Annotated in this window: 13 protein-coding genes; 11 read left to right on the top strand and 2 right to left on the bottom strand. The window is 70.7% G+C overall.

Annotated elements, in window-relative coordinates; all coding sequences use genetic code 11:
- The first annotated feature begins 134 nt into the window (after positions 1–134).
- From WME82_RS15265 to meaB, 3 genes are read left to right on the top strand one after another with little or no spacing between them, the layout of a single operon-like run.
- The gene (locus WME82_RS15265) at positions 135–587 is read left to right on the top strand and encodes a VOC family protein (protein ID WP_437746202.1); all 453 of its coding nucleotides are present in this window, start codon (positions 135–137) and stop codon (positions 585–587) included.
- On the top strand, positions 580–3,228 hold the full coding sequence (gene scpA / locus WME82_RS15270) for a methylmalonyl-CoA mutase (RefSeq protein WP_438043429.1): 2,649 nt from the start codon (positions 580–582) through the stop codon (positions 3,226–3,228). The genes WME82_RS15265 and scpA overlap by 8 nt, the downstream gene beginning before the upstream one ends.
- Position 3,229: 1 nt before the next feature.
- Positions 3,230–4,222, top strand: a complete 993-nt coding sequence (gene meaB / locus WME82_RS15275) for a methylmalonyl Co-A mutase-associated GTPase MeaB (protein WP_438043430.1) — start codon at positions 3,230–3,232, stop codon at positions 4,220–4,222.
- A 100-nt stretch (positions 4,223–4,322) separates the two neighbouring features.
- On the opposite strand, the gene WME82_RS15280 is transcribed toward meaB, so the two are convergent.
- Positions 4,323–5,771: an amino acid permease gene (locus WME82_RS15280; RefSeq protein WP_438043431.1), complete on the bottom strand. Its 1,449-nt coding sequence runs from the start codon at positions 5,769–5,771 to the stop codon at positions 4,323–4,325.
- 80 nt (positions 5,772–5,851) lie between these two features.
- Positions 5,852–6,505 (bottom strand): TetR/AcrR family transcriptional regulator, encoded by a 654-nt coding sequence (locus WME82_RS15285; protein WP_438043432.1) that lies wholly within the window; start codon positions 6,503–6,505, stop codon positions 5,852–5,854.
- Between the two features lie 36 nt (positions 6,506–6,541).
- Here WME82_RS15285 and WME82_RS15290 point away from each other — a divergent pair, with 36 nt between their 5' ends.
- The 8 genes from WME82_RS15290 (at position 6,542) to WME82_RS15325 (ending at position 21,215) form a co-directional block, all read left to right on the top strand.
- Positions 6,542–7,795: a carotenoid oxygenase family protein gene (locus tag WME82_RS15290; RefSeq protein ID WP_438043433.1), complete on the top strand. Its 1,254-nt coding sequence runs from the start codon at positions 6,542–6,544 to the stop codon at positions 7,793–7,795.
- Between the two features lie 161 nt (positions 7,796–7,956).
- The gene (locus WME82_RS15295) at positions 7,957–9,105 is read left to right on the top strand and encodes a DTW domain-containing protein (protein WP_438043434.1); all 1,149 of its coding nucleotides are present in this window, start codon (positions 7,957–7,959) and stop codon (positions 9,103–9,105) included.
- A gap of 458 nt (positions 9,106–9,563) precedes the next feature.
- On the top strand, positions 9,564–11,918 hold the full coding sequence (locus tag WME82_RS15300; RefSeq protein ID WP_438043435.1) for a pyridoxal-dependent decarboxylase: 2,355 nt from the start codon (positions 9,564–9,566) through the stop codon (positions 11,916–11,918).
- Positions 11,919–12,320: 402 nt separating this feature from the next.
- The gene (locus tag WME82_RS15305) at positions 12,321–13,283 is read left to right on the top strand and encodes a macrolide 2'-phosphotransferase (RefSeq protein ID WP_438043436.1); all 963 of its coding nucleotides are present in this window, start codon (positions 12,321–12,323) and stop codon (positions 13,281–13,283) included.
- Between the two features lie 96 nt (positions 13,284–13,379).
- Positions 13,380–13,664, top strand: coding sequence for a hypothetical protein (locus WME82_RS15310; RefSeq protein WP_437916183.1), 285 nt, complete (start codon positions 13,380–13,382; stop codon positions 13,662–13,664).
- Complete coding sequence (locus tag WME82_RS15315) at positions 13,661–16,705, top strand: ATP-binding protein (protein ID WP_438043437.1); 3,045 nt, start codon at positions 13,661–13,663, stop codon at positions 16,703–16,705. The genes WME82_RS15310 and WME82_RS15315 overlap by 4 nt, the downstream gene beginning before the upstream one ends.
- A 435-nt stretch (positions 16,706–17,140) precedes the next feature.
- Positions 17,141–18,520 (top strand): MFS transporter, encoded by a 1,380-nt coding sequence (locus WME82_RS15320; RefSeq protein WP_438043438.1) that lies wholly within the window; start codon positions 17,141–17,143, stop codon positions 18,518–18,520.
- A 1,147-nt stretch (positions 18,521–19,667) separates the two neighbouring features.
- On the top strand, positions 19,668–21,215 hold the full coding sequence (locus WME82_RS15325) for a cellulose binding domain-containing protein (protein ID WP_438043439.1): 1,548 nt from the start codon (positions 19,668–19,670) through the stop codon (positions 21,213–21,215).
- The last annotated feature ends 50 nt before the right edge of the window (positions 21,216–21,265 follow it).

Genomic DNA, 21,265 nt, shown 5'->3' on the forward strand with positions numbered 1-21,265 from the left:
CCGGCCCACGCGCGCAGCCCGTCACGCGGGTCTTGCCGCAGCCCCGCTTCGCGGCGCAAGCTGCACGCATGGCGCCCCCCTCGACACCGCCGGCCCCTGCACCCCCGACCGGCCTTGCGATCCAACGAGAGCCCATGAAGGACCAGATTCCCGGGTTTCTGTTCATCGACCACATCGCCATGGCGGTGCCCGCCGGGCAGCTCGACGCGCAGGTGAAGGCGTACGAGATGCTCGGCTTCCGCGAGGTGCACCGGGAGGAGGTGCGGGGCACGGATCAGGTCCGCGAGGTGATGCTCCGCATCGGCGACAGCGACAACCACGTCCAGCTCCTCGAGCCGCTCTCTCCCGAGTCTCCCGTCCAGAAGCTCATCGAGAAGAACGGCGGTCGCGGGGGCTTCGCCCACGTCGCCTACCGGGTCAGCGACGTCCAGGCCGCCTTCGACGAGCTCAAGGCGCGCGGCTTCCGCATCATCGACGCGGCGCCGCGGCCGGGCTCCCGGGGCACGACGATCTTCTTCGTGCACCCCCGATCGCGCGATGACGCGCCGTTCGGTCACCTCATCGAGGTCGTGCAGGCCCATGGATGACAGGCTCTTCGCCGATTTCGCGCCGGTCGCGCTCGCGACGTGGAAGCAGGCGCTCCACCGGGATCTCAAGGGCAAGACCGAGGACGACCTCTCGTGGGCGAGCGCCGAGGGGCTCCTCGTGCCGCCGATCTTCGCGCCGGACAGCCCCCCGCTCCCGCCGGCCACGGGCGGCCCGCTCGTGGCGTCGCTGGTCGCCGAGCTCCGGAGCGGCGCGCCGGAGCTGCGCTTCACGATGGGATGCAGCTATTTCCTGGAGATCGCCCGCCTCCGCGCCGCGCGCCTCGTGGCCGAGCGCCTGCGGCCGGGCGCCACGATCACCGCCGTCATCCCGTCGGCCGTGGTTCCCGGCGACGAGGAGCACAAGAACCTCCTCCGCGGCATCGTCGGGATGATGGCGGCCATCGCGGGCGGCGCGGACGACATCGTCGTCACGCCGCCCGAGCGCCTGCTCGGCAACGCCCGGGTCATCCTCCGCGAGGAGGCCCGCTTCGACGCGCGAGACGGCCCTGCGGCCGGCTCCTGGTACATCGAGCAGCTCGCGCGGAGCCTCGCGCGCGCGGCGATGCGGCAGCTCGGCGACACAACGGAGATCCCGGAGCCGGGCGCGGCCCCGTCGGACGTCGCGTCGCTCGAGCACCTCGGCTTCTCCGCCGGCGCGCCGCCGTTCCTGCGCGGGCCGTATACCAGCATGTACGTGGTCCGCCCGTGGACCGTCCGCCAGTACGCCGGGTACTCCACGGCCGAGGAGTCGAACGCGTTCTACCGCCGCAACCTGGCTGCAGGGCAGACCGGGCTCTCGGTGGCCTTCGACCTCGCGACCCACCGCGGCTACGACTCGGATCACCCGCGCGTGGTCGGCGACGTGGGGAAGGCCGGTGTGGCCATCGACACCGTCGAGGACATGAAGATCCTCTTCGACCAGATACCGCTCGATACGATGAGCGTGTCGATGACCATGAACGGCGCCGTGCTCCCCATCATGGCGTTTTACATCGTCGCCGCCGAGGAGCAGGGCGTGCGCCCCGAGCTGCTCTCCGGGACCATCCAGAACGACATCCTCAAGGAGTTCATGGTCCGGAACACCTATATCTACCCTCCGGCGCCGTCGATGAGGATCGTCGCCGACATCTTCCGTTACACCGCCGAGAAGACACCCAGGTTCAACTCGATCAGCATCAGCGGCTATCACATGCAGGAGGCCGGCGCGACCGCCGAGCTGGAGCTCGCGTACACGCTCGCCGACGGCCTCGAGTACCTGCGCACCGGGATCGCGTCGGGCATGGATATCGACGATTTCGCCGGACGGTTCTCGTTCTTCTTCGGCATCGGCATGGACCATTTCACCGAGATCGCCAAGCTGCGGGCCGCGCGGCTCCTGTGGGCGAAGATCGTGAAGGGGTTCCACCCGAAGAACCCGAAGACGATGGCGCTGCGGACCCACTGCCAGACGTCGGGCTGGAGCCTCACCGAGCAGGACCCGTTCAACAACGTCACGCGCACGGCCATCGAGGCGCTCGCGGCCGTGCTCGGCGGCACGCAGTCGCTGCACACGAACGCCCTGGACGAGGCGCTGGCGCTCCCCTCGGACTTCTCGGCGAAGATCGCGCGCGACACCCAGCTCTTCTTGCAGCGGGAGACCGATATCTGCCGGGTCATCGACCCGTGGGGCGGCTCCTACCACGTCGAGCGCCTGACAGACCGGCTCGCGCGGAGAGCGTGGCAGTTCATCCAGGAGGTGGAGTCCCTGGGCGGCATGGTCAAGGCCATCGAGAACGGCCTGCCCAAGCTGCGCATCGAGGAGGCCGCGGCCCGGAAGCAGGCCCGGATCGACGCCGGCCGTGACATCATCGTCGGGGTCAACGCGTACAGGCTGGAGAGAGAGGCGCCGATCGCGCTCCGCGAGGTGGACAACACCGCGGTTCGCGAGAACCAGCTCGCGCGGCTGCGCGAGGTGAAGGCCGCCCGCGCCGAGGCTGCTGTTGGCGAGTCGCTCGCCGCGCTCACCCGCGCTGCCGAGACGGGCGAGGGGAACGTGCTTTCGCTCGCGGTCGACGCCGCGCGACGCCGCGCGACGCTCGGCGAGATCTCCGACGCGCTCGAGCGCGTCTTCGGCCGCTACGAGGCCCCGGTGCGCACGGTGAGCGGCGTGTACGGCGCGGAGATCCGCGACGCGGGCGCTGGCCGAGAGGTCGAGGCGCTCGTCCGCGAGTTCGCGGCCCTCGAGGGCCGGCGCCCGCGCATCCTGGTCGCCAAGATGGGTCAAGACGGGCACGACCGGGGGATGAAGGTCATCGCCACCGCCTTTGCGGATCTCGGGTTCGACGTCGATATCGGCCCGCTCTTCCAGACCCCGGACGAGGTGGCCCGCCACGCCGTCGAGAACGACGTGCACGTGGTCGGGGTCTCCTCGCTCGCCGGCGGCCACAAGACGCTGGTGCCGCAGCTCATCGACGCGCTCGGGCAGGCCGGCCGCGGGGACGTCCTCGTCGTGGCGGGCGGCGTGATCCCGCCGCAGGACTACCGGTATCTGGAGGAGCGCGGCGTCGCGGGGATCTTCGGGCCCGGGACGGTCATTCCCGAGGCCGCGGCGCGGATCGTCCGGACGCTCCTCGGGAGCCTCTCGTCGCAGGAGGCGCGCTAGGTTGAAGTCGAGCCCGAGGCAGCTCGTCGACGGTCTCCTCGCGGGGGACCGGGCGGCGCTCGCGCGCGCGATCACGCTGGCCGAGAGCTCGCTCCCCCGCCACCAGGAGCTCGCCGAGGAGGTCCTGGAGCGCTGCCTGCCTCACGCCGGCGGCGCCACGCGCCTCGGCATCACCGGCGTGCCCGGGGTCGGCAAGAGCACGTTCGTCGACGCCCTCGGCGTTCACCTCGTGCGCGATCGCGAGGAGACGGTGGCCGTGCTCGCGGTCGACCCGAGCAGCCCTGTCCATGGCGGGAGCATCCTCGGCGACAAGACGCGGATGCCACGGCTGGCGAGCGACCCGCGGGCCTTCATCCGCCCCTCGCCGTCGGGCGGCTCGCTCGGCGGCGTGGCGCGGGCCACGCGCCAGGCCATCCTGCTCTGCGAGGCCGCCGGATACCGCAACATCCTTGTCGAGACGGTCGGCGTCGGGCAATCCGAGGTCGCCGTCGCCGACATGACGGATTGCTTCCTGCTCCTCATGCTGCCTGGGGCCGGCGACGAGCTGCAAGGCGTGAAGCGGGGCATCATGGAGCTTGCCGATCTCGTGATCATCAACAAGGCCGACGGCGGGAACGTCGACAGGGCCGCGCGAGCGCGCCGCGATTACGAGAGCGCCTTGCACCTGTTCCCGCCGGCGCCTCACGGCTGGGCGCCCGTCGCCTCCGTCTGCTCGGCCCAGGAGGGCCGCGGCGTCCGCGAAGCGTGGGAGATCGTGCTGCGCCACCGCGCACACATGCAGGCCGGCGGCTGGCTCCTGCGCCGCCGCGCCGCGCAGGCGCGCAGCTGGCTGTTCGAGCTCATCGAGGGGCACCTGCGGGAGGCGTTCCTGCGCAGCGCTGCCGTGCGCGAGCGCCTGTCTGGCGTGGAGGCCCTCGTCGAGGCGGGCTCGCTCGGCCCGCTGCGCGCCGCGCGGCAGCTGCTGGAGGCCTGGGATCCGGCCGGGAAGGGGTGACGGCGGGCCGGGTTGCAGCCCCGGGGCGTGCGGCGTCCGCCCGCTGGGCCGTCTGCCTCGCGCCGGCGGGCGGGGGCCGAACGCGGCGAGCGCCGCGGCGTCACTGGCTCTCCATGATCGCGCTGTGCTTGCGGCTGTAGCCGAAGTAGATCGCGAGCCCGAGGAGGAGCCAGGCGCCGAGACGCAGCCAGTTCTCGGTGGGCAGCGAGAACATGAGGAGGAGACAGATCACGATCCCGAGGATCGGAGTGAGCGGATAGAGCGGCACCCGGAACGGGCGCGGCGCGTCCGGCGCCGTCCGGCGCATGATCAGGACCGCCGCGCATACGAACAGGAACGCAAGCAGCGTCCCGATGTTGACGAGCTCCGCCAGGATCCGCAGCGGGAGGAGCGCCGAGAGGGTGGCGACCACAAACCCGGTGAGGAGGGTGGACTTCCACGGCGTCTTGAAGACCGGGTGCACCGAGCCGAAGAAGCCTCTGGGCAGGAGCCCGTCGCGGGCGATGGCGAGCAGCACGCGCGGCTGGCTGTTCATGAGCACGAGCAGGACGGAGGTGATTCCGGCGACCGCCCCGAGGGAGATGATGAACTGCGCCCACGGGAGGCCGACGCGCGCGAAGGCGTCGGAGACCGGCGCGTCGATGCTCAGCTCGGCGTAGGGCACCATGCCGGTCAGGATCGCCGCGACGGCGACGTACAGCGTGGTGCAGATGACGAGCGAGGCCACGATGCCGATGGGGAGATCGCGCTGCGGGCGCTTCGCCTCCTCCGCGTGCGCCGATACCGCATCGAACCCGATGTAGGCGAAGAAGATGGTAGCGGCGCCGGCGAGCATCCCGAGCGGCTCTCCCCCCTTGCCGATCTCGCCGAATAGCGTGTGACCGAAGACGCTGAGCCCCCCGAACCCGAACGGCGCGAACGGCCGCCAGTTGTCCGGGGTGACGTAGAACGCGCCGACCGCGATGACGAAGAGCACGACGGCGAGCTTGAGCGCGACCATCACGGCGTTGATGGTCGCGCTCTCGCGGATGCCCTTGAGCAGGAGCATCGTGACCGCGGCCGTCACGAAGATGGCCGGGAGATCGAGGATCGCCCTTGTGGACACCAGCTCGCCGAGCGCCGGATCGTAGTCGAACGGCGCGCTCCTGAGCTCTCTTGGCAGCTCTACCCCGAAGATCCCGATCAAGTCCTGGACATAGTGGGACCACCCGTGCGCCACGGCGGCGGCGCCGACGGCGTACTCGAGGACGAGATCCCACCCGATGATCCACGCCGGCAGCTCGCCGAGCGTCGCGTACGCGTACGTATAGGCCGAGCCCGCGACCGGCACCATCGCCGCGAACTCCGCGTAACAGAGGGCCGCGAACACGCAGGCCATCCCCGCGACCACGAAGGACAGCATCAGCGAAGGACCTGCCTTGTCGTGCGCGGCCTGGCCGGTGAGTACGAAAATGCCTGTCCCGATGATGGCGCCGATCCCGAGGCTCGTCAGGTGCAGCGGCCCAAGGGCGCGCCGGAGGCGGTGCTCCCCCTCCAGCTCCTCTTTCATGACCGATATCGGCTTGCGGACGAGTAGGCGGCTCCCCATGGCCTTCGGTGCGCAGGCTCTGCGGCCCGGCCCGCAGCACGTCAAGCCGGAGACTCGTCCGCGGGTAGAGGCTCTGCCGGACGCGGTCTCAGCCCCTCCATGAGCAGGCCGCTGGCGAGGTTCGCGAGCTGCGCCGCCTCGACGGGCCGGTCGTATCGTCCGAGCTGCCCCTGCGTCAGGAGCACGGCAAGCCCGTGCATGCTCGACCACAGCACGAGGGCGAGCTGCATCGGATCGCCCCCGCGCAGGATCCCCGCGGCCTGCCCTTCCGCGATGGCATCCATCGTCGCTCGATGGCTCTCGGCGCGCGCCCGCAAGAGCTCCGGGGCGCTCTCCTTCACCGTGGCATAGGGCGCCATCATCACGCGGAACGCCGCCGGGCGCTCGACCGCGAAGACGACGTAGGCCTCCGCGATCGCCCGGAGCCGCGCGATCGGGTCCGCACCGGCGGCGACCACCCGCGGCGTCAGGAGCTCCCCGAAGGCGCGGAAGCCTTCGACCGCGACGGCCGCCAGGAGCTCCTCCTTCGTCTCGAAGTGGCGGTACGGAGCGCGGGGGCTGACGCCGAGCTCGCGGCCCAGCGCGCGTAAAGAGAGGTCCTCCGCCCGCTGATGCTCGAGCGCGCGCATGGCGGCGTCGACGAGCGCTTTCCGGAGGTCGCCATGATGGTAAGTGCCGCCTTTCTTCCTCCTCACGCTGGACATTTTTCTCCTGGAGTATACAGTGAATACATGTCGAATCCGGACACGGTGCCTTTCCACCTGGCCGGCGCCTTCGCTCCCGTGCACGAGGAGCGAACCGACGTCGAGCTCGAAGTCATCGGCGAGATCCCGGCGGACCTCCGCGGCACGTACGTGCGCAACGGGCCGAATCCCCGGACCGGTCGGTCGCCGGCGTGGTTCGCCGGAGAAGGGATGCTCCACGGCGTACGCCTGGAGGGCGGCCGCGCGCGCTGGTACCGGAACCGGTGGATCGCGGGCGCCTGTCCGCCGAACACGAGCGTGGTCCGCCACGCCGGGCGGATCCTCGCGCTCGTCGAGACGCGGTCGCCGGTGGAGGTGACCGCCGAGCTCGAGACCGTGGGGCCCTACGACTTCGGCGGAGCGCTCGGCGGCGCGATGACGGCTCACCCGAAGATCTGCCCGCGCACCGGCGAACTCCTGTTCTTCTCCAATGGGCCCTCGCGTCCGCACCTCACGTACTACCGCGCAGACGCGGCCGGCCGCGTCGTGCATCGCGCGGCGATCGAGGTCCCTGCGATGACGTTCATGCACGATTTCGCGATCACCGAGCGGTATGTCATCTTCTATGTCCTTCCCGTGCTCCTCGGGGACGTGCGATCTCCGGTGCCTATCCGGTGGGACGACGACTTCCCCGCGCGCTTCGGCGTCCTGCCCCGCGACGGCGGCGATGAGGACATGCGGTGGTTCGATGTCGCGCCATGCACGATCAGCCACACGGTCAACGCCTTCGAGGAAGGCGACACGATCGTGCTCGACGCCGTGCGCGCCCCGCGCATCATGATGCCGCACGCGCTCCACCGGTTCACGTTCGACCTCTCGAGCGGCCGCGCCGCCGAGACGGCGCTGGATCCTCGGTTCCTCGACTTCCCGCGCGTGCACCCGGCGGTCGTCGGCGCCCGCCATCGCCGTGCGTACACGATCGAGCTCTGCGACTTCGGCGCCGACGGCAGCTTCTCGCGGACGACCGCGCGCCAGCACGATCTCGAGACCGGCGCCGCGGTCGTCCACGATTTCGGGGACGACGCGATGCCAGGCGAGTGCGTCGTCGCGCCGCGGCCGGGCAGCGACGCGGAGGACGATGCCTGGGTGATCCTGTTCGTCCACCGCCGCGACGGCTCCGCGACCGAGCTCGTCGTCCTCGACGCGTCGAGGTTCGCGTCGCCGCCCGTCGCCCGAGTCCGCCTGCCGTGCCGCGCCCCGCTGGGGCTCCACGGCGAGTGGCTCCCGGACCTGGCTGCATGATGAAATGCACTGTGGCTGTAAAATGCGCCTCACCTCGGGTGACCAGGGTTTGCTGAGCCTGGCGCTCCTGGGCTGCGGTGATGGCGGCGACGACCGCAAGAGCTGCGGCGACCCCCGGCTCGGTCCTTCGCCCGCCAGGGACGCGGTACAAGGGGCCTCCCATGCGCGACGTCTGCTGGCGCTGCCGGCGCCCCCGTCCGGTCTGCTATTGCGCGCTCCTGCCCTCCTTGCCGACGAGGACCCGGGTCGTGCTCCTCCAGCACCCGCGCGAGCGGAAGGTTGGCATCGGCACGGCGCGCATGGCCCACCTGGCGCTGCCCAACTCCGAGCTGCACGAGGGGGTGGTCTTCGAGGACGACGCCCGGATCGCCGCCCTCGCGAGCGATCCGACCACGGCCGTGCTCTTCCCCGGGGGCGACGCGCCCGCGGCGGGCGGGGCGCCGGTGCGCTCGCTCATCGTGCTCGACGGCACGTGGTGGCAGGCGAGGAAGATGCTCGCGCTGAACCCGCGCCTGGCCTCGGCGCGGCGCATCGGCGTGACGCCCCGCGCGCCGGGCAACTACCGCATCCGCAAGGAGCCCCGGCCCGAGTGCCTCGCCACGGTCGAGGCGGTGGCCAGCGCGCTGGCCGCGCTCGAGGGCGAGCCCGCGCGCTTCGACGAGATGCTGCGGGCCTTCACGTTCATGGTCGACCGGCAGATCGAGCACCAGGCGCGGAGCAAGGCCCCGCGACGGCGGCGCGCGCAGGCGGCCTCGCCGCTCGCGCCGCTGCGCCCCTACCTCACCGAGCCGGCGAGGGTGGTGCTCGTCGACGGCGGGGCCAGCTCCGGCTGGCCGGCGGACGCCGGCGCGGCCGAGCCGACGTCCGAGCTCGTGCACCTCGTGGCCTGCCGCGCGTCGGGCGAGCGCTTCGAGGCGTTCCTCCGCCCGCGGCGGCCGCTGGGCCCGAGCGTCGCGCACCAGCTCGAGGTGCCCGAGGACCGCCTGCGGGGCGGCGAGGACGCCGGCGCGGCCCTGAGCCGCTTCCGCGCCTTCGTCGGCGATGGCGTGCTGGGCACCTGGGGCTCCTTCACGGCGGACCTGCTCGCGCAGGAGGGCTTCGGGCGCCCGCCGAGCCTCGACCTGCGCGAGCTCTGCGCGCGGCACCTCGGGCGGCGGCCCGGCGGCATCTCCAACGGGGCGCAGGCGCTCCGGGCCGCCGAGCCGACGGCGCGGGGCCACGGGCGCGCCGGGCGCAACGTGGGCTGGCTCGAGGTCGTCCTCGCGCGCCTGCTCGACCTCGCGGGGGAGGACTCGGCACCAGACAGCTAGAGAGACAAACGGGTTGAAACCGCCTGCAAACAGCAAGAAATTGAACCGCCAAGGCGTCAAGGACGCCAAGATTTTAATGTGTTCTTGGCGCCTTAGCAGTTCAATTCTCTGGTTTCCAAGCTGATCAGCGCTCTAGTACCACGACCGGAAGCCGCTCCGGATCAGCAGAAAAACCGCCACGGCGCCGAGGCCGCCGAGAGGAGAGGAGAGGGATTGTCCCGGCACTTCCCCTCCTATCTCGATACGCGCGCTGGAGCGCTGCGCGCGTCAGTATGGCCAGAGAGGGTGCCGGGCGTCCGAACGCCCCAACGGCGACGCACGGACGGATCGCGCCGGCTTGACCGTGGCCAAGGTGACCTGTACCGTCTGGCCACCTTCGTTGCGAGATTCCCTCGAGACGGCGAGCGAAGAGGAGCGAAATCCTTATGGACGGGCGGGCGTCGAACGACAGATCCAGGATGAAACAATACTTCCAATTCGGCGACGGGCCGTTCCTCAAAGGGGCCGGGACGAGGTCGCCGGAGGCGTGGTTCTTGGGCCCGAAGGCCGAGAACGCTGACGAGTTCGAGAGGCTCATCGTGGAGGCCATCCGGGATCACTCGTTCTGGCGACGGAACTTCCACCCTCAGGATCCCACGCACATCACCGAGCAGTCCAAGCGGCACCCGTCCTACCTCCACGCGATGGACTCGCTGAAGGACAGCTTTCGGTCGCTCATGTCGTTCCTCAAGAAATCGGTGCCCTTCTTCAGCGATCGGTACCAGGGGCACATGAACTGGGACACCTCGATCCCCAGCGTGCTCGGCTACTTCGCTGCGATGCTCTACAACCCCAACAACGTCGCGTTCGAAGGGTCCACGGCGACCACGATCCTGGAGATGCTCGTGGGCGACGATCTCTGCCGGATGCTCGGCTATCCGCTGCCGGACGAGGGCGCCGGCGAGAAGGCCGTTCGACCCTGGGGACACATCACTTGCGGCGGCACGGTCGCGAACATCGAGGCGATCTGGTCTTCCAGGAACTTGAAATTCTACCCGTTGTCGCTCCGGGACGCGCTGAAATCCGAGCCGAGCCTCTCGGCGGCGCGTGAGCTCGTCGTGACCACCTGCGACGGCAGGCGCGCGCTGCTCGGCGCGCTCGACGCCTGGTCGCTCCTGAACCTCAAGGTGGACGAGATTCTCGCGCTGCCCGCGCGCCTCACGCAGGAGTACGGCATCTCGAGCGATACGATCACGGCGGCGATGGCGGGCCACTCCCTCCAGCACCTGGGGATCCAGGAGCTCTACCGGCGATGTGGGGCGGACCTGCCGTGCTCGCCTGTGTTTCTCGTCCCCGCCACGAAGCACTACTCCTTCCCCAAGGCAGCGGCCGTGCTGGGCATCGGCTCGGCGAACGTGCTCGATATCCCCGTGGACTGCGATGCGCGGATGAGCCTCTCCGCGCTGGAGGCGACGCTGAAGCGTTGCCTCGACGAGCGGCGGCCGGTCTACACCGTGGTGAGCGTCGTCGGGAGCACGGAGGAGAGCGCGGTCGATCCGCTGAAGGCGATCCTCGACCTGCGCCATCGATTCCAGAAGGAGGGGCTTTCGTTCACGGTCCACGCAGACGCCGCATGGGGCGGCTATTTCGCCTCGATCCTCCGCCCTGACGAGGGGCCGCGCGCGAAGGACGCGCCCTCGGGGCCTGCGGCCGAGATCGGGATGAGCAGGTACGTGACGGCGCAGCTCTCGGCGCTCGGCCGGGCGGATTCGATCACGGTGGACCCGCACAAGTCGGGCTATGTCCCGTACCCGGCCGGGGCGCTCTGCTACCGGAACTCGGCGATGCGCGACATGGTGACGTTCAAGGCCCCCTACATCGTCCACGGGGACGCGGAGCCGACCGTGGGCATCTACGGGCTCGAAGGGTCGAAGCCAGGAGCCGCGGTGGCGGCGGTCTACCTGAGCCACAAGGTCATCCGGCCCACCCGGAGCGGGTACGGGCAGCTCCACCGGAAGGCCCTGTTCAACTGCAAGAGGTTCTACGCGCGGCTCCTCTGCTTGGCTCGCCCGGAAGATCGGTTCGTCATCGTCCCGGTCCCGCGGCTTCCGGCCGAGATCGGGGGCGGCGACGTGGAGAGCGATCTGCAGTTCATCCGCGAGCGCATCGACCGACCGAGCCTCGAGGAGCTCCTGGCCGACCCCGAGGCAATGGCGGTGCTGCCGGAGCTCGGTCCCGATCAGAACATCCTCACCTACGCCGTCAACTTCAAGCACCCAGACGGTTCGATCAACACCAGCCTCGAAATGATGAACCGATTGAACAAGGCGATCTATGATCTCTTGAGCATCGCCCCCGGGGACGACATCTATCACTACCGGATGATCGTGAGCACGACGGACTTCAGCGAGGAGCACTACGGCAACGTCTTCATCGAGGACTACAAGCGGCGCCTCGGGGTCTCGGCGTCGCTGGGCTCGACGGTGACGGTGCTGAGGTCCACGATGATGGCGCCCTGGCTCCTGGAGTCGCCTGACGGGAGCATCCTGGATGTGCTGGAGCTCGAGCTTCGCGATGCGATCTTCAAAGCGATGATGCGGGACTCGATGCTCCAGGTCTTCGAGGAGATCGACACGAATCGGGACGGCGCCCTGGACGTGGTCGAGATCATGGCGAAGTTTCGCGAGAAGGGCTTCCGCGACGGCGAAGTTGACGAGTTTTTGCAGGTCTGCGACCTCGACAGGAACGGCAGTGTGTCGGTGAGCGAGTTCCTCGGGGCGTTCTCGCATTTCCTGGTGAAGGCGAAGCTCTCGGGGAGAGAGGCGAGGGTGTAGCCAGGCGGAGGCGGACCCTCGCCGCCTGGCTCGAGGCCGAGCCGGGATCTCGCGGCGCCGCCGTGCCGCTGGGCCGGCGTCGAGCCAAGCGCCCTGAACGCCGTTGCGGCGCCGCGCCCCGCGTGAGATGCTCCTGCCGTGGCGTTCATCCGGCTGCGCTGAGCTCGGCATCCTCGTCCTCCCTCTCGCTCCGGCGCGGCCGGGGCGACGTGGCGAGCGCGCGGGTGCCCGTCCGTGCCCAGTCTTCCCCAGCAACGTGGAAGACCGGGGCGCGGTGACTCACGCCCGGCAGCCTGGAACGTTCACGTCACGCACGCCCCGCCGGCCGTGAGCTCGCGCCGCGAGTCTTCCCCATCCGCGCGCGCCGCCCTGGAAAGGCGGCGCGCGAAGAGGCTCGCTCTCATGACCGGAAGCAACGAAATCTCCTCCCTGAGCTCTTCCACCTTCGCGCCGATCGACACGGTCGGCGCGCTCCTCGATGCGGCGCGCCGCGAGGGGCTCCGTCTCGTCACGTCCCACGCCGACTTCGACCGGAGCGGGCTCGCCTTTCTCGTCGTTCACGCCCACGACGAGCGGGGCGTGCCGTGGATCGTGCGCACGCCGCGCCGCCTCGCGGAGGTCGCGTCGGCCCGCGTCGAGGCCCGCGTGCTGGCCCTGGTAGGCCCGCGCTTGCCGGTGGCCGTGCCGGACTGGCGCGTGCACACCGACCACGTGATCGCCTATCCGCGCCTCGGCGACGTGCCCGCCGTCTCCTTCGATCCCGAGGCGGGCCCGCGCTGGAGCCGCGTCGATCCGGCGGCGCCGTCCGAGGTGTTCATCGCGTCGGTGGCCGAGGCGCTCGCGGCGCTCCAGCGCGTGGACGCGGCGGCGGCCCGTTCGGCGGGCGTCCCCGTGAAGTCCATCGACGACGCGCGCCAGCTCCACGCGCGGGCCATGGACGAGTCGCGCGCCGCGCTGGCGCCGCCGGAGGCGCTGTGGGCCCGGTGGCAGCGCTGGCTCGCGAACGACGCGATCTGGCCGCGCGACCTCGCCCTCGTGCACGGCGATCTCCACCCCGGCCACATGCTCCTCGACGAGGGCGGCCGGCTCACGGGGATCCTGGACTGGACCGAGGCCCACATCGGCGATCCCTCGGTCGACTTCGCGCTCTTCGTCGGCGCCTTCGGCAAGGCCGCGCTCGACGCGTGCATCGCGCGCTTCGAGGCGGCCGGCGGCACGACATGGCCGGGCCTCGCGGCCCACGCCGGCGAGCGCTGGGCGGCGTTCCCCGCGATCGCGGCGAAGTGGGGAGTCGAGTCCGGCGACGAGGGCGTGATCGCCCACGCGCGCAACCTGCTCGCAGGGATCGTGGCCGAGAGCGGGTGAGCGCCGGCTCGTCGCACCCCATCACCCACTGGAATGACGCGTTGCGTTGTGGGCCAGCGCATGTTCAGGCGCTGCGGCCCTGAGTAGCCTCTCCGCATGACCGGAGGACACGGCGCGGATGCCGGCGCGGCGGATCGCGCGCTCGTGCTCATGCTGCTGGGCACGGTGCTGCTCGTGTCGCCGGCGCGGCTGCTCTGGGCCCGAGGCCTGCTCGCGGTGGCCGCTGTCTTCGCGGTCTGGGCCGCGCTGATCGCGCTCGCCCTGCTCGCGACGCGCTCCGACCGCGGCGACCGCGGCGACCTACCAAACGGCGATCACGCCCGCGGCGAGCGCGAGCGCGGCGACCCGGCGCCCGGCGCCGGTGATCGAGGCCCGCCGTGATCGACGTCGGCGTCCTCCTCTTCGCCACGGTGGCCTGGCTCGCCGTGCTCGCCGCGATCGCGCTCGCCGCGCAGCGCGAGCGGATCCCCCGCGCGCTCGCGCGTCACCCGCTCGTCCTCGCCCTGTCGCTCGGCGTCTACGCCTCGTCGTGGACCTACTACGGCGGCGTCGGCTTCGCGCAGCGCCACGGCCTCGTCTTCCTCGCGGTCTACCTCGGCCCGACGCTCGCGTGCATCGCCACCCCGCTCCTCTGGTCGCGCGTCCTTCGGATCACGCGTGAGCAGCGCCTCTCCTCGCTCGCCGACCTCTTCGCCTTCCGCTTCCAGAGCCCCGCGGCGGGGGCGGTCGTCGCCGCGTTCTCCGTCGTCGCCAGCGTGCCCTACGTCGCGCAGCAGTTCCGCGCGACCGAGCAGTCGGTCCGCGTGCTCTCCGGGCCCGGGCACGAGGAGGCCGTGGGCGCCGTCTTCTGGGCGCTGCTCACGCTCTTCACGGCGTTCTTCGGCGCCCGCCCGGCCGCCGAGCAGGGGCGGGAGGACGGCCTCGCGGCGGCGGTCGCGTTCGAGTCGGCGGCGAAGCTCGCCGTGCTCGCGGCCGTGGGCCTCGTCGCCGTGCTCGGGGCCTTCGGCGGGGCGGGCGGGCTCGCGGACTGGCTCGGCGATCACGCCGCCGAGGTCGAGGCGCTCGGCCGCCCCGTGCGCGAGGACAGCGGCTGGACGTCGATGCTCGTCATCAGCTTCGCCGCCGCCTTCCTGCTGCCGAGGCAGTGGCACATGGCGTTCGCCGGCGGCACCGGCGACCGCGCGCTCGCCAAGGCGGCCTGGGCCTTCCCGCTCTTCCTGCTCGCGCTCAACCTGCCCGTCCTGCCCGTCCTCTGGGCCGGGACCCGCCTCGCGCCGGCCGAGCCCGCCGACAGCTACGTGCTGCTCGTGCCGCAGCTGCTCGGCCAGGGCTGGCTCGCGCTCGCCGCGTTCATCGGCGGCATCTCCGCGGCGAGCGCCATGGTCATGGTCACGGCCGTCGCCCTCGCGAGCGCCAGCGCCACGCACCTGCTCCTGCCGCTCGCCCGGAGGACGCTGCGCCGCAACGTCTACGCGCGCGTGCTGTGGCTCCGCCGCGGGCTCCTGATCGTCATCCTCGCCGGCGGGTGGCTCTTCCACCGCGCGCAGCCGCACCGCGGGCTGCTCGTCGAGAGCGGCATCGTGTCGTTCGTGGCCTTCGCGCAGTTCCTGCCGGGGCTGCTCGCCGCGCTCTTCTGGGAGCGCGCGACGCGCGCCGGGTTCCTCGCCGGGCTCCTCGCCGGCATCGGCACGTGGACCGCCACCTGCCTCGCGCCCTTCCTGCCCGAGCTGTCCGGGCTCGACCCGGGGTGGCTCGATCTCCTGCGCGAGGGCGCGGGGCAGGCCGGCCCCGCGGCGCACGCGGCGGCCATGGACACCTGGTCGCTGCCCACGTTCGTGTCGCTCGCCGTCAACGGCGCCACGCTCGGGCTCGTCTCGCTCCTGCGCCCCCCGGCCGAGGAGGAGCGCGAGGCGGCGCGCCTGTGCACGCGCCGCGAGATCGGCTCGTCGGTCGAGCGCGCGACCGTGGCCTCGAGCGTGGGCGCGCTGGAGGAGCGGCTCGCGCGGTTGCTCGGCCGCGAGGCGGCCGCGCTCGAGGTCACGCGCGCCCGGATCGAGCTCGACATCCCGCGCGACGAGACGCGGCCCACGGAGCTCCACGCGCTGCAGGAGCGCCTGCACCGCAACCTGTCGCCGCTCGTCGGCCCGGTGCTCGCGAGGACCGTCGCGGAGGCCGACGCGCAGGCCGCCCCCGGGGCGTTCGGCAGCCGAGCGGCGAGCGGCGCGCTCACCGAGGAGCTCCGCTGGCTGGAGCGGCGCCTCGCGCGCGGGGAGGCCACGACGACGTTCGTCGGCGCCGCGAAGGAGCTCGACCTCCTGCGGCGCTGGCTCCGCTCGGTGCTCGCGCAGCTCCCCCTCGGCGTCTGCGCCGTGGGCTCCGACGGCGCGATCAGCCTCGTGAACCGGCGCCTCGAGGCGCTCGTCGGCGCCGAGGAGCGCGACCTCGTCGGGGCGCCGCTCGACCGGCTGCCGGCCCCGTTCGCGGAGCTGTTCGCGCGCGCCGCCCGCGCCGCCTCGGCGGGCGAGGCCGGCGCGGACGAGATCGAGGCGCACGTGGCCGGCCGCGCGCGCTCGCTGCGCGTCCACCGCGCCGCGCTCGACCCGCTCGACGCGCGCGCCGCCTCGGGGGGCGTGGTCCTCCTCGTCGAGGACCGCACCGAGCAGCGCGCGCTCGAGGCGCAGCTCGCCCACCGCGACCGCCTCGCCCAGCTCGGCCGCCTCGCCGCCGGCGTGGCCCACGAGGTCGGCAACCCGCTCACCGGCATCGCCTGCCTCGCGCAGAACCTCCGCGCCGAGTCCGACAGCGACGAGATCCGCGCGCGGGCGGGCCTCATCCTGGGCGAGGCGGCGCGCATCGAGGCCATCCTGCGCTCCCTGCTCGACCACAGCCGCACCGGCGCCGTGCCGAAGCCCGGCGAGGGCGCGCGCGCGCGGGTCGGGCGCGTGGCGCTCGCCGAGGTGGTCGCCGAGGCCGTGCGGCTCATCCGGCTCGACCGCGCGGCGCCCCACGTCCGGGTGGATCAGGCCTGCCCCGAGTCGCTCGTCGTCATCGGCGACCGGCGCGAGCTCGTCCAGGTCTTCGTCAACCTGCTCGCGAACGCCCGCGACGCGTCCGAGGCCGGCGCGCTCATCGCCGTCCGAGGGTGGATCGAGGCGGACCAGATCGTGGTCGAGGTCGAGGACCACGGCAGCGGCATCCCCGAGGAGCTCCTCGCCGCGGTGCTGGAGCCGTTCGTGACGACGAAGCGCGACCCGAGCGGCACGGGGCTCGGCTTGCCGCTCTCGCGCTCGATCGTCGAGGATCACGGCGGCGCCCTCACGCTGCGGAGCGCGGTGGGGCGGGGGACGACGGTCGTCGTCCGGCTGCCGCTCGCGGGCGCGGGCGCGGGCGACGCGCGGCGCAGGCCCGAGGCAGAGCCCTGAGCCGGCGCCCGCGGGCCCGGGCCGGGGTCGTCCTCAGGGCGGCACGCGGCCGACTGCGCGCCGCGCGCGCCGCGTCGTCGAGGCGGCGTCGACCCGGTGGATGAGGCCCGAAGGTGAAGCGGTCGGCGCGGGACGTCGGGTGTTACCGATCGTAACGAGACGTCGCCGAACGAGCCCGCCAACGTGCTTGCCCCGTGGACGAACAGGTATTCTCAAGGCTGCTTGCGTGGTATTCAGATCAAAGAGAGCAGCATTCCGCGAGCCGGGGGTGACAGGGCATCGACCCACACGCTGCCCGGCCGCTCCTCCTCCCTCGCGTGCGGGGTAGGAGGAGCCATGAAGAACACCCTGGCTGCCTCTTTCCGCCCGGCGCGCCTCCAAGCCCGTCTCCGGCCCTCTCGACAAGCGCTGGAGCTCCTCCGAGGAACCGTTCTCATGGCACAGACGTCTCCCCAAACCTTCGCCGTGACGCCCACGAGCCCGGCCCCCGCGGCCGCGCGTGAGGTTGTCAGCAGCTCCACGCTCTGGAAGGTCATCTTCGCGTCCGCTGGCGGCACGATGATCGAGTGGTACGACTTCTATATCTTCGGGAGTCTCGCCGCGATCATCTCGACGCACTTCTTCCCGAAGGACAACCCGACGGCGAGCTTCCTCTTGACGCTCGGCACGTTCGCCACGGGCTTCGTCGTCCGCCCGTTCGGCGCGCTCGTGTTCGGGCGCATCGGCGATATCGTCGGTCGGAAGTACGCGTTCCTCGTGACGCTGCTGCTCATGGGCGGCGCGACGGCGCTCATCGGCTTCTTGCCGACGTACGACAAGATCGGGCTCCTCGCCCCGATCGCCCTCGTCCTGATCCGCCTCGTTCAGGGCCTCGCGCTCGGCGGCGAGTACGGCGGCGCGGCGGTGTACGTCGCCGAGCACTCACCCGACGAGAAGCGCGGCTTCTACACCTCGTTCATCCAGATCACGGCGACGCTCGGTCTGTTCGTCTCGCTGGCGGTCATCCTCAGCACCCGCCTCCTCGTGGGCGAGGAGGCCTTCAAGGACTGGGGCTGGCGCATCCCGTTCCTCCTGTCGGTCCTCCTCGTCGGCGTGTCCTTCTACGTGCGTTCCCGCCTCAAGGAGTCGCCGATCTTCAGCAAGCTCAAGGCCGAGGGGAAGACGTCGACCGCTCCCATCAAGGACAGCCTCGGCAACAAGCGCAACTGGAAGGTCATCCTGATCGCCCTCTTCGGCGCCACGGCCGGCCAGGGCGTGGTCTGGTACACGGGGCAGTTCTATGCCCTCTACTTCCTGCAGAACACGCTCAAGGTCCCGTTCATCACGGCCACGATCGTGATCGCCACCGCGCTCGCCCTCGGCATGCCGTTCTTCGTGTTCTTCGGGGCGCTCTCGGATCGCATCGGCCGCAAGAAGATCATGCTCGCGGGCAACCTGTGCGGCGCGATCGGCTTCTTCCCCGTGTTCTGGGCGATGAAGCAGAACGCGGACAACCCGGTCGTGCTCACCGCGCTCGTGTTCGTGCTCGTGCTGTTCGTCACGATGGTCTACGGCCCGATCGCGGCCTACCTCGTCGAGGCCTTCCCTGCGAAGGTGCGTTACACGTCGCTCTCGATCCCGTACCACGTCGGCAACGGCGTGTTCGGCGGGCTCTTGCCGCTCATCGCCTCGTCGGTGACGGTCGCGACGGGCAACATCTACGCGGGGCTCCTCTATCCGATCGCGGTGGCGCTCATCACCGTTGTCGTCGGCGGGATCTTCCTGAAAGAGCGCAGCGACGTGCGCCTCTGGGACGAGCTCGATCGCCCGGCTTGACGGCGATCTCCCGGCGGACGGAGCGCTGCTCGCGCGCCGTCCGCCGCCTCCTGCTCCTTGCAGATTCGCGGGATACGGGCTCAGCCGTCAGGCAATGAAGCGAGGCATACGAAGGTACGCCGCAGCGAGCCGAACGACGCGGATGAGCCCGTAGAGCTGAAGCCTCCCTCGAAATCCCGGAAAAATTCACAGGGAGGCGGGGAGGAGGGGAGTGGAATCCCACCGATCTCCCTGTCTCCCCGCCTCCCTGTTCAATTCTCCGCTGAAAATGCCGACAAGCTGAGGGGATTCGTCTGCGCGTCGAGTGGCACGCCGGTGTGCCCCGCCATCGATGACCGAGCTCCCGCGCGGCAGGACAGCAACGTACCAATCGAGCTCCATGCAGGACGGCCACGAGCTCGGCAACCACACTCCTGTCGACCGAGGATCACTGGTACGCCGACGTCGAGCTCGCGAGCATCACCGATAGCATGAAGCACGCCAAAGGGCTGAATGACGTGTGGATCGACACGATGGTCGACGTCGGGGCCTACTGGGTCGGTCAGAACAGAAAGTGCTCGCGGAGGCGACGAGCGACACGTCCGGCGACGAGACGACCTGGACGTGAACATCGTTCACGCAGGCCTGGTAGCGGGACGCCCAGGCCCGATTCGGCTGAGGGGTGCTCTGTTACCGCATCGCTCGATGCGTGGCCCTGATCTCGCGCACGAACCACAGAGGCAGCGAGGGCACAGAGGAGCATCCGTGTGCTCTGTGCGCCTGTGGTTCAAATAGTTTCTCTTCAAGGAACCCGGGTGGCCATGGGAGACGCGATGTCGGCGAATCGCGTCGATGAATAGTTTCGTTGCCACTGATGGCTGTGGGCTCGCCGATGTGCCCTGTGCTGCTTCGTTACATTGAACTACAGCATGGTGTTTGATCCGTCGCGGGCTGAGAGAGCAATTGTTCTTGACTCGGTACGTGGTGTGATCGAAGGGTCGCTGGTCGGCATCGAGAATGGGAAATCGGCAATCGGGGGACCACGAAGCGGAATACGAAACAAAGATAGGTTGAGCGCGTCGTGTCATATGCTTTGCGCGCGGCGCGTCGGCGTGGCATCTTACCGATATTGCTTGCGGCCTCTCCGGCCGCTCCTGGGAGAAAATTCATGCGCTTTGCTAGCTTGCTGAGCTTCGGCTCGGTTTCGATCGCTTGCTGCCTGGCCGCCTGCATCGCCGCGTCTCCGGACGACGAAGAGATCCTGTCGCTGGAGGGCGAACTGCTCAGCTCGGACGGGACGATGTCGGCGGAGCTGTCGTACCAGTCGCAGTGGTCGACGGGGTACTGCGCCAACGTGACCGTGAGGAACGCGAGCTCCAAGCCGAGCACGTCCTGGGGCCTCTCGATCGCGCTCAACGGCGCGACGCTGTCCAGCTCGTGGAACGCGCGGATCACGCAGTCGAACGGGCAGCTGAACGCCACCAACGAGAGCTACAACGGCTCGCTGGGAGCAGCGTCGACGGGAGCGGGCGCGTCGACGACCTGGGGGTTCTGCGCGAACGGCACGGGGAAGCCCTCGATCACGTCGGTCAACGGCAACGGGAACGGCGGCTCGACGTCGGCGAGCTCCAGCAGCGCCTCGAGCAGCTCCAGCAGCGCTTCGAGCAGCTCGAGCAGCAGCGCTTCGAGCAGCTCCAGCAGCAGCTCCTCGGCCAGCTCTGGCGCAGGCGGCGCAGGCGGCAGCGGAGGCTCAGGCGGCGGAGGCGCGGGCGGCAGCGGTGGAGGCCCGGTGGTCAATTCCGGCCTTCCGACGCCCCCAGGCCCCAGCAACGTGGCGAAGCCGTCCGGCGCGGCCGGCGGGTTCAGGGTCATCAACTGGGCCGGCTTCACGGGCGCCGTGTCGTACACGTTCGACGACTCGAACTCGAGCCAGATCCAGAACTACGACACGCTGAACGCGCTCGACGTTCCGTTCACCTTCTACCTCCAGACCGGCAAGACCGAATCGACCAATTCGGTGTGGCAAAGGGCGCTGAGCGACGGGCACGAGCTCGGCAACCACACGAAGAGCCACTCGAGCAACGACAGCGGCTCCGATACGGACGCCGCGACGCAGTTCATCGAGAGCAGGTTCGGGACCAAGGTGTGGACGATGGCGGCGCCGAACGGCTCGTCCGTGTACACGGGCATCGCCAGGACGCGCTTCCTCATCAACCGCGGCGTGGCCAACAACCTCATCGGGCCGAACGACTCGACTGATCCGTTCACGCTGCCCTGCTACATCCCGCCGACCGGCGCCTCCACGACGGTGCTGGACCAGCAGGTCACGAGCGCGCGGGACGCCAAGAAGTGGCGCACCGTCCTGGTGCACGGCTTCACCGGCGGCTCCGACGGCGCTTATCAGCCCATCGGGCTCCAGGCCTTCGTCGATCACGTCAAGCACTCGAAGGCGCTCGGCGACATGTGGCTCGACAGCGTGGTCAACGTCGGCGCTTACTGGCGCGGCCAGAAGGCGGTCTCCTCCGCCACCACCTCGACGTCCGGCGGCGCGACGACCTACACGTGGCAGCTCCCCGCCAACTTCCCGCCGGGCAAGTACCTGCGCGTGACGGTCGCCGGCGGCACGCTCAAGCAGAACGGCGTTCCGCTGAACTGGGATCCGCACGGCTACTACGAAGTCGCGCTCGACGCGAAGTCCGTGACGCTGTCGCCGTGACGAAGCGGGCCCGCGCCCCGCGGGCCCCGTCCCGCCGCGACCCGCGCGGC

Origin of the sequence: Sorangium sp. So ce128 (assembly GCF_051525245.1) — a bacterium.
Classification (GTDB): domain Bacteria; phylum Myxococcota_A; class Polyangia; order Polyangiales; family Polyangiaceae; genus Sorangium; species Sorangium cellulosum_B.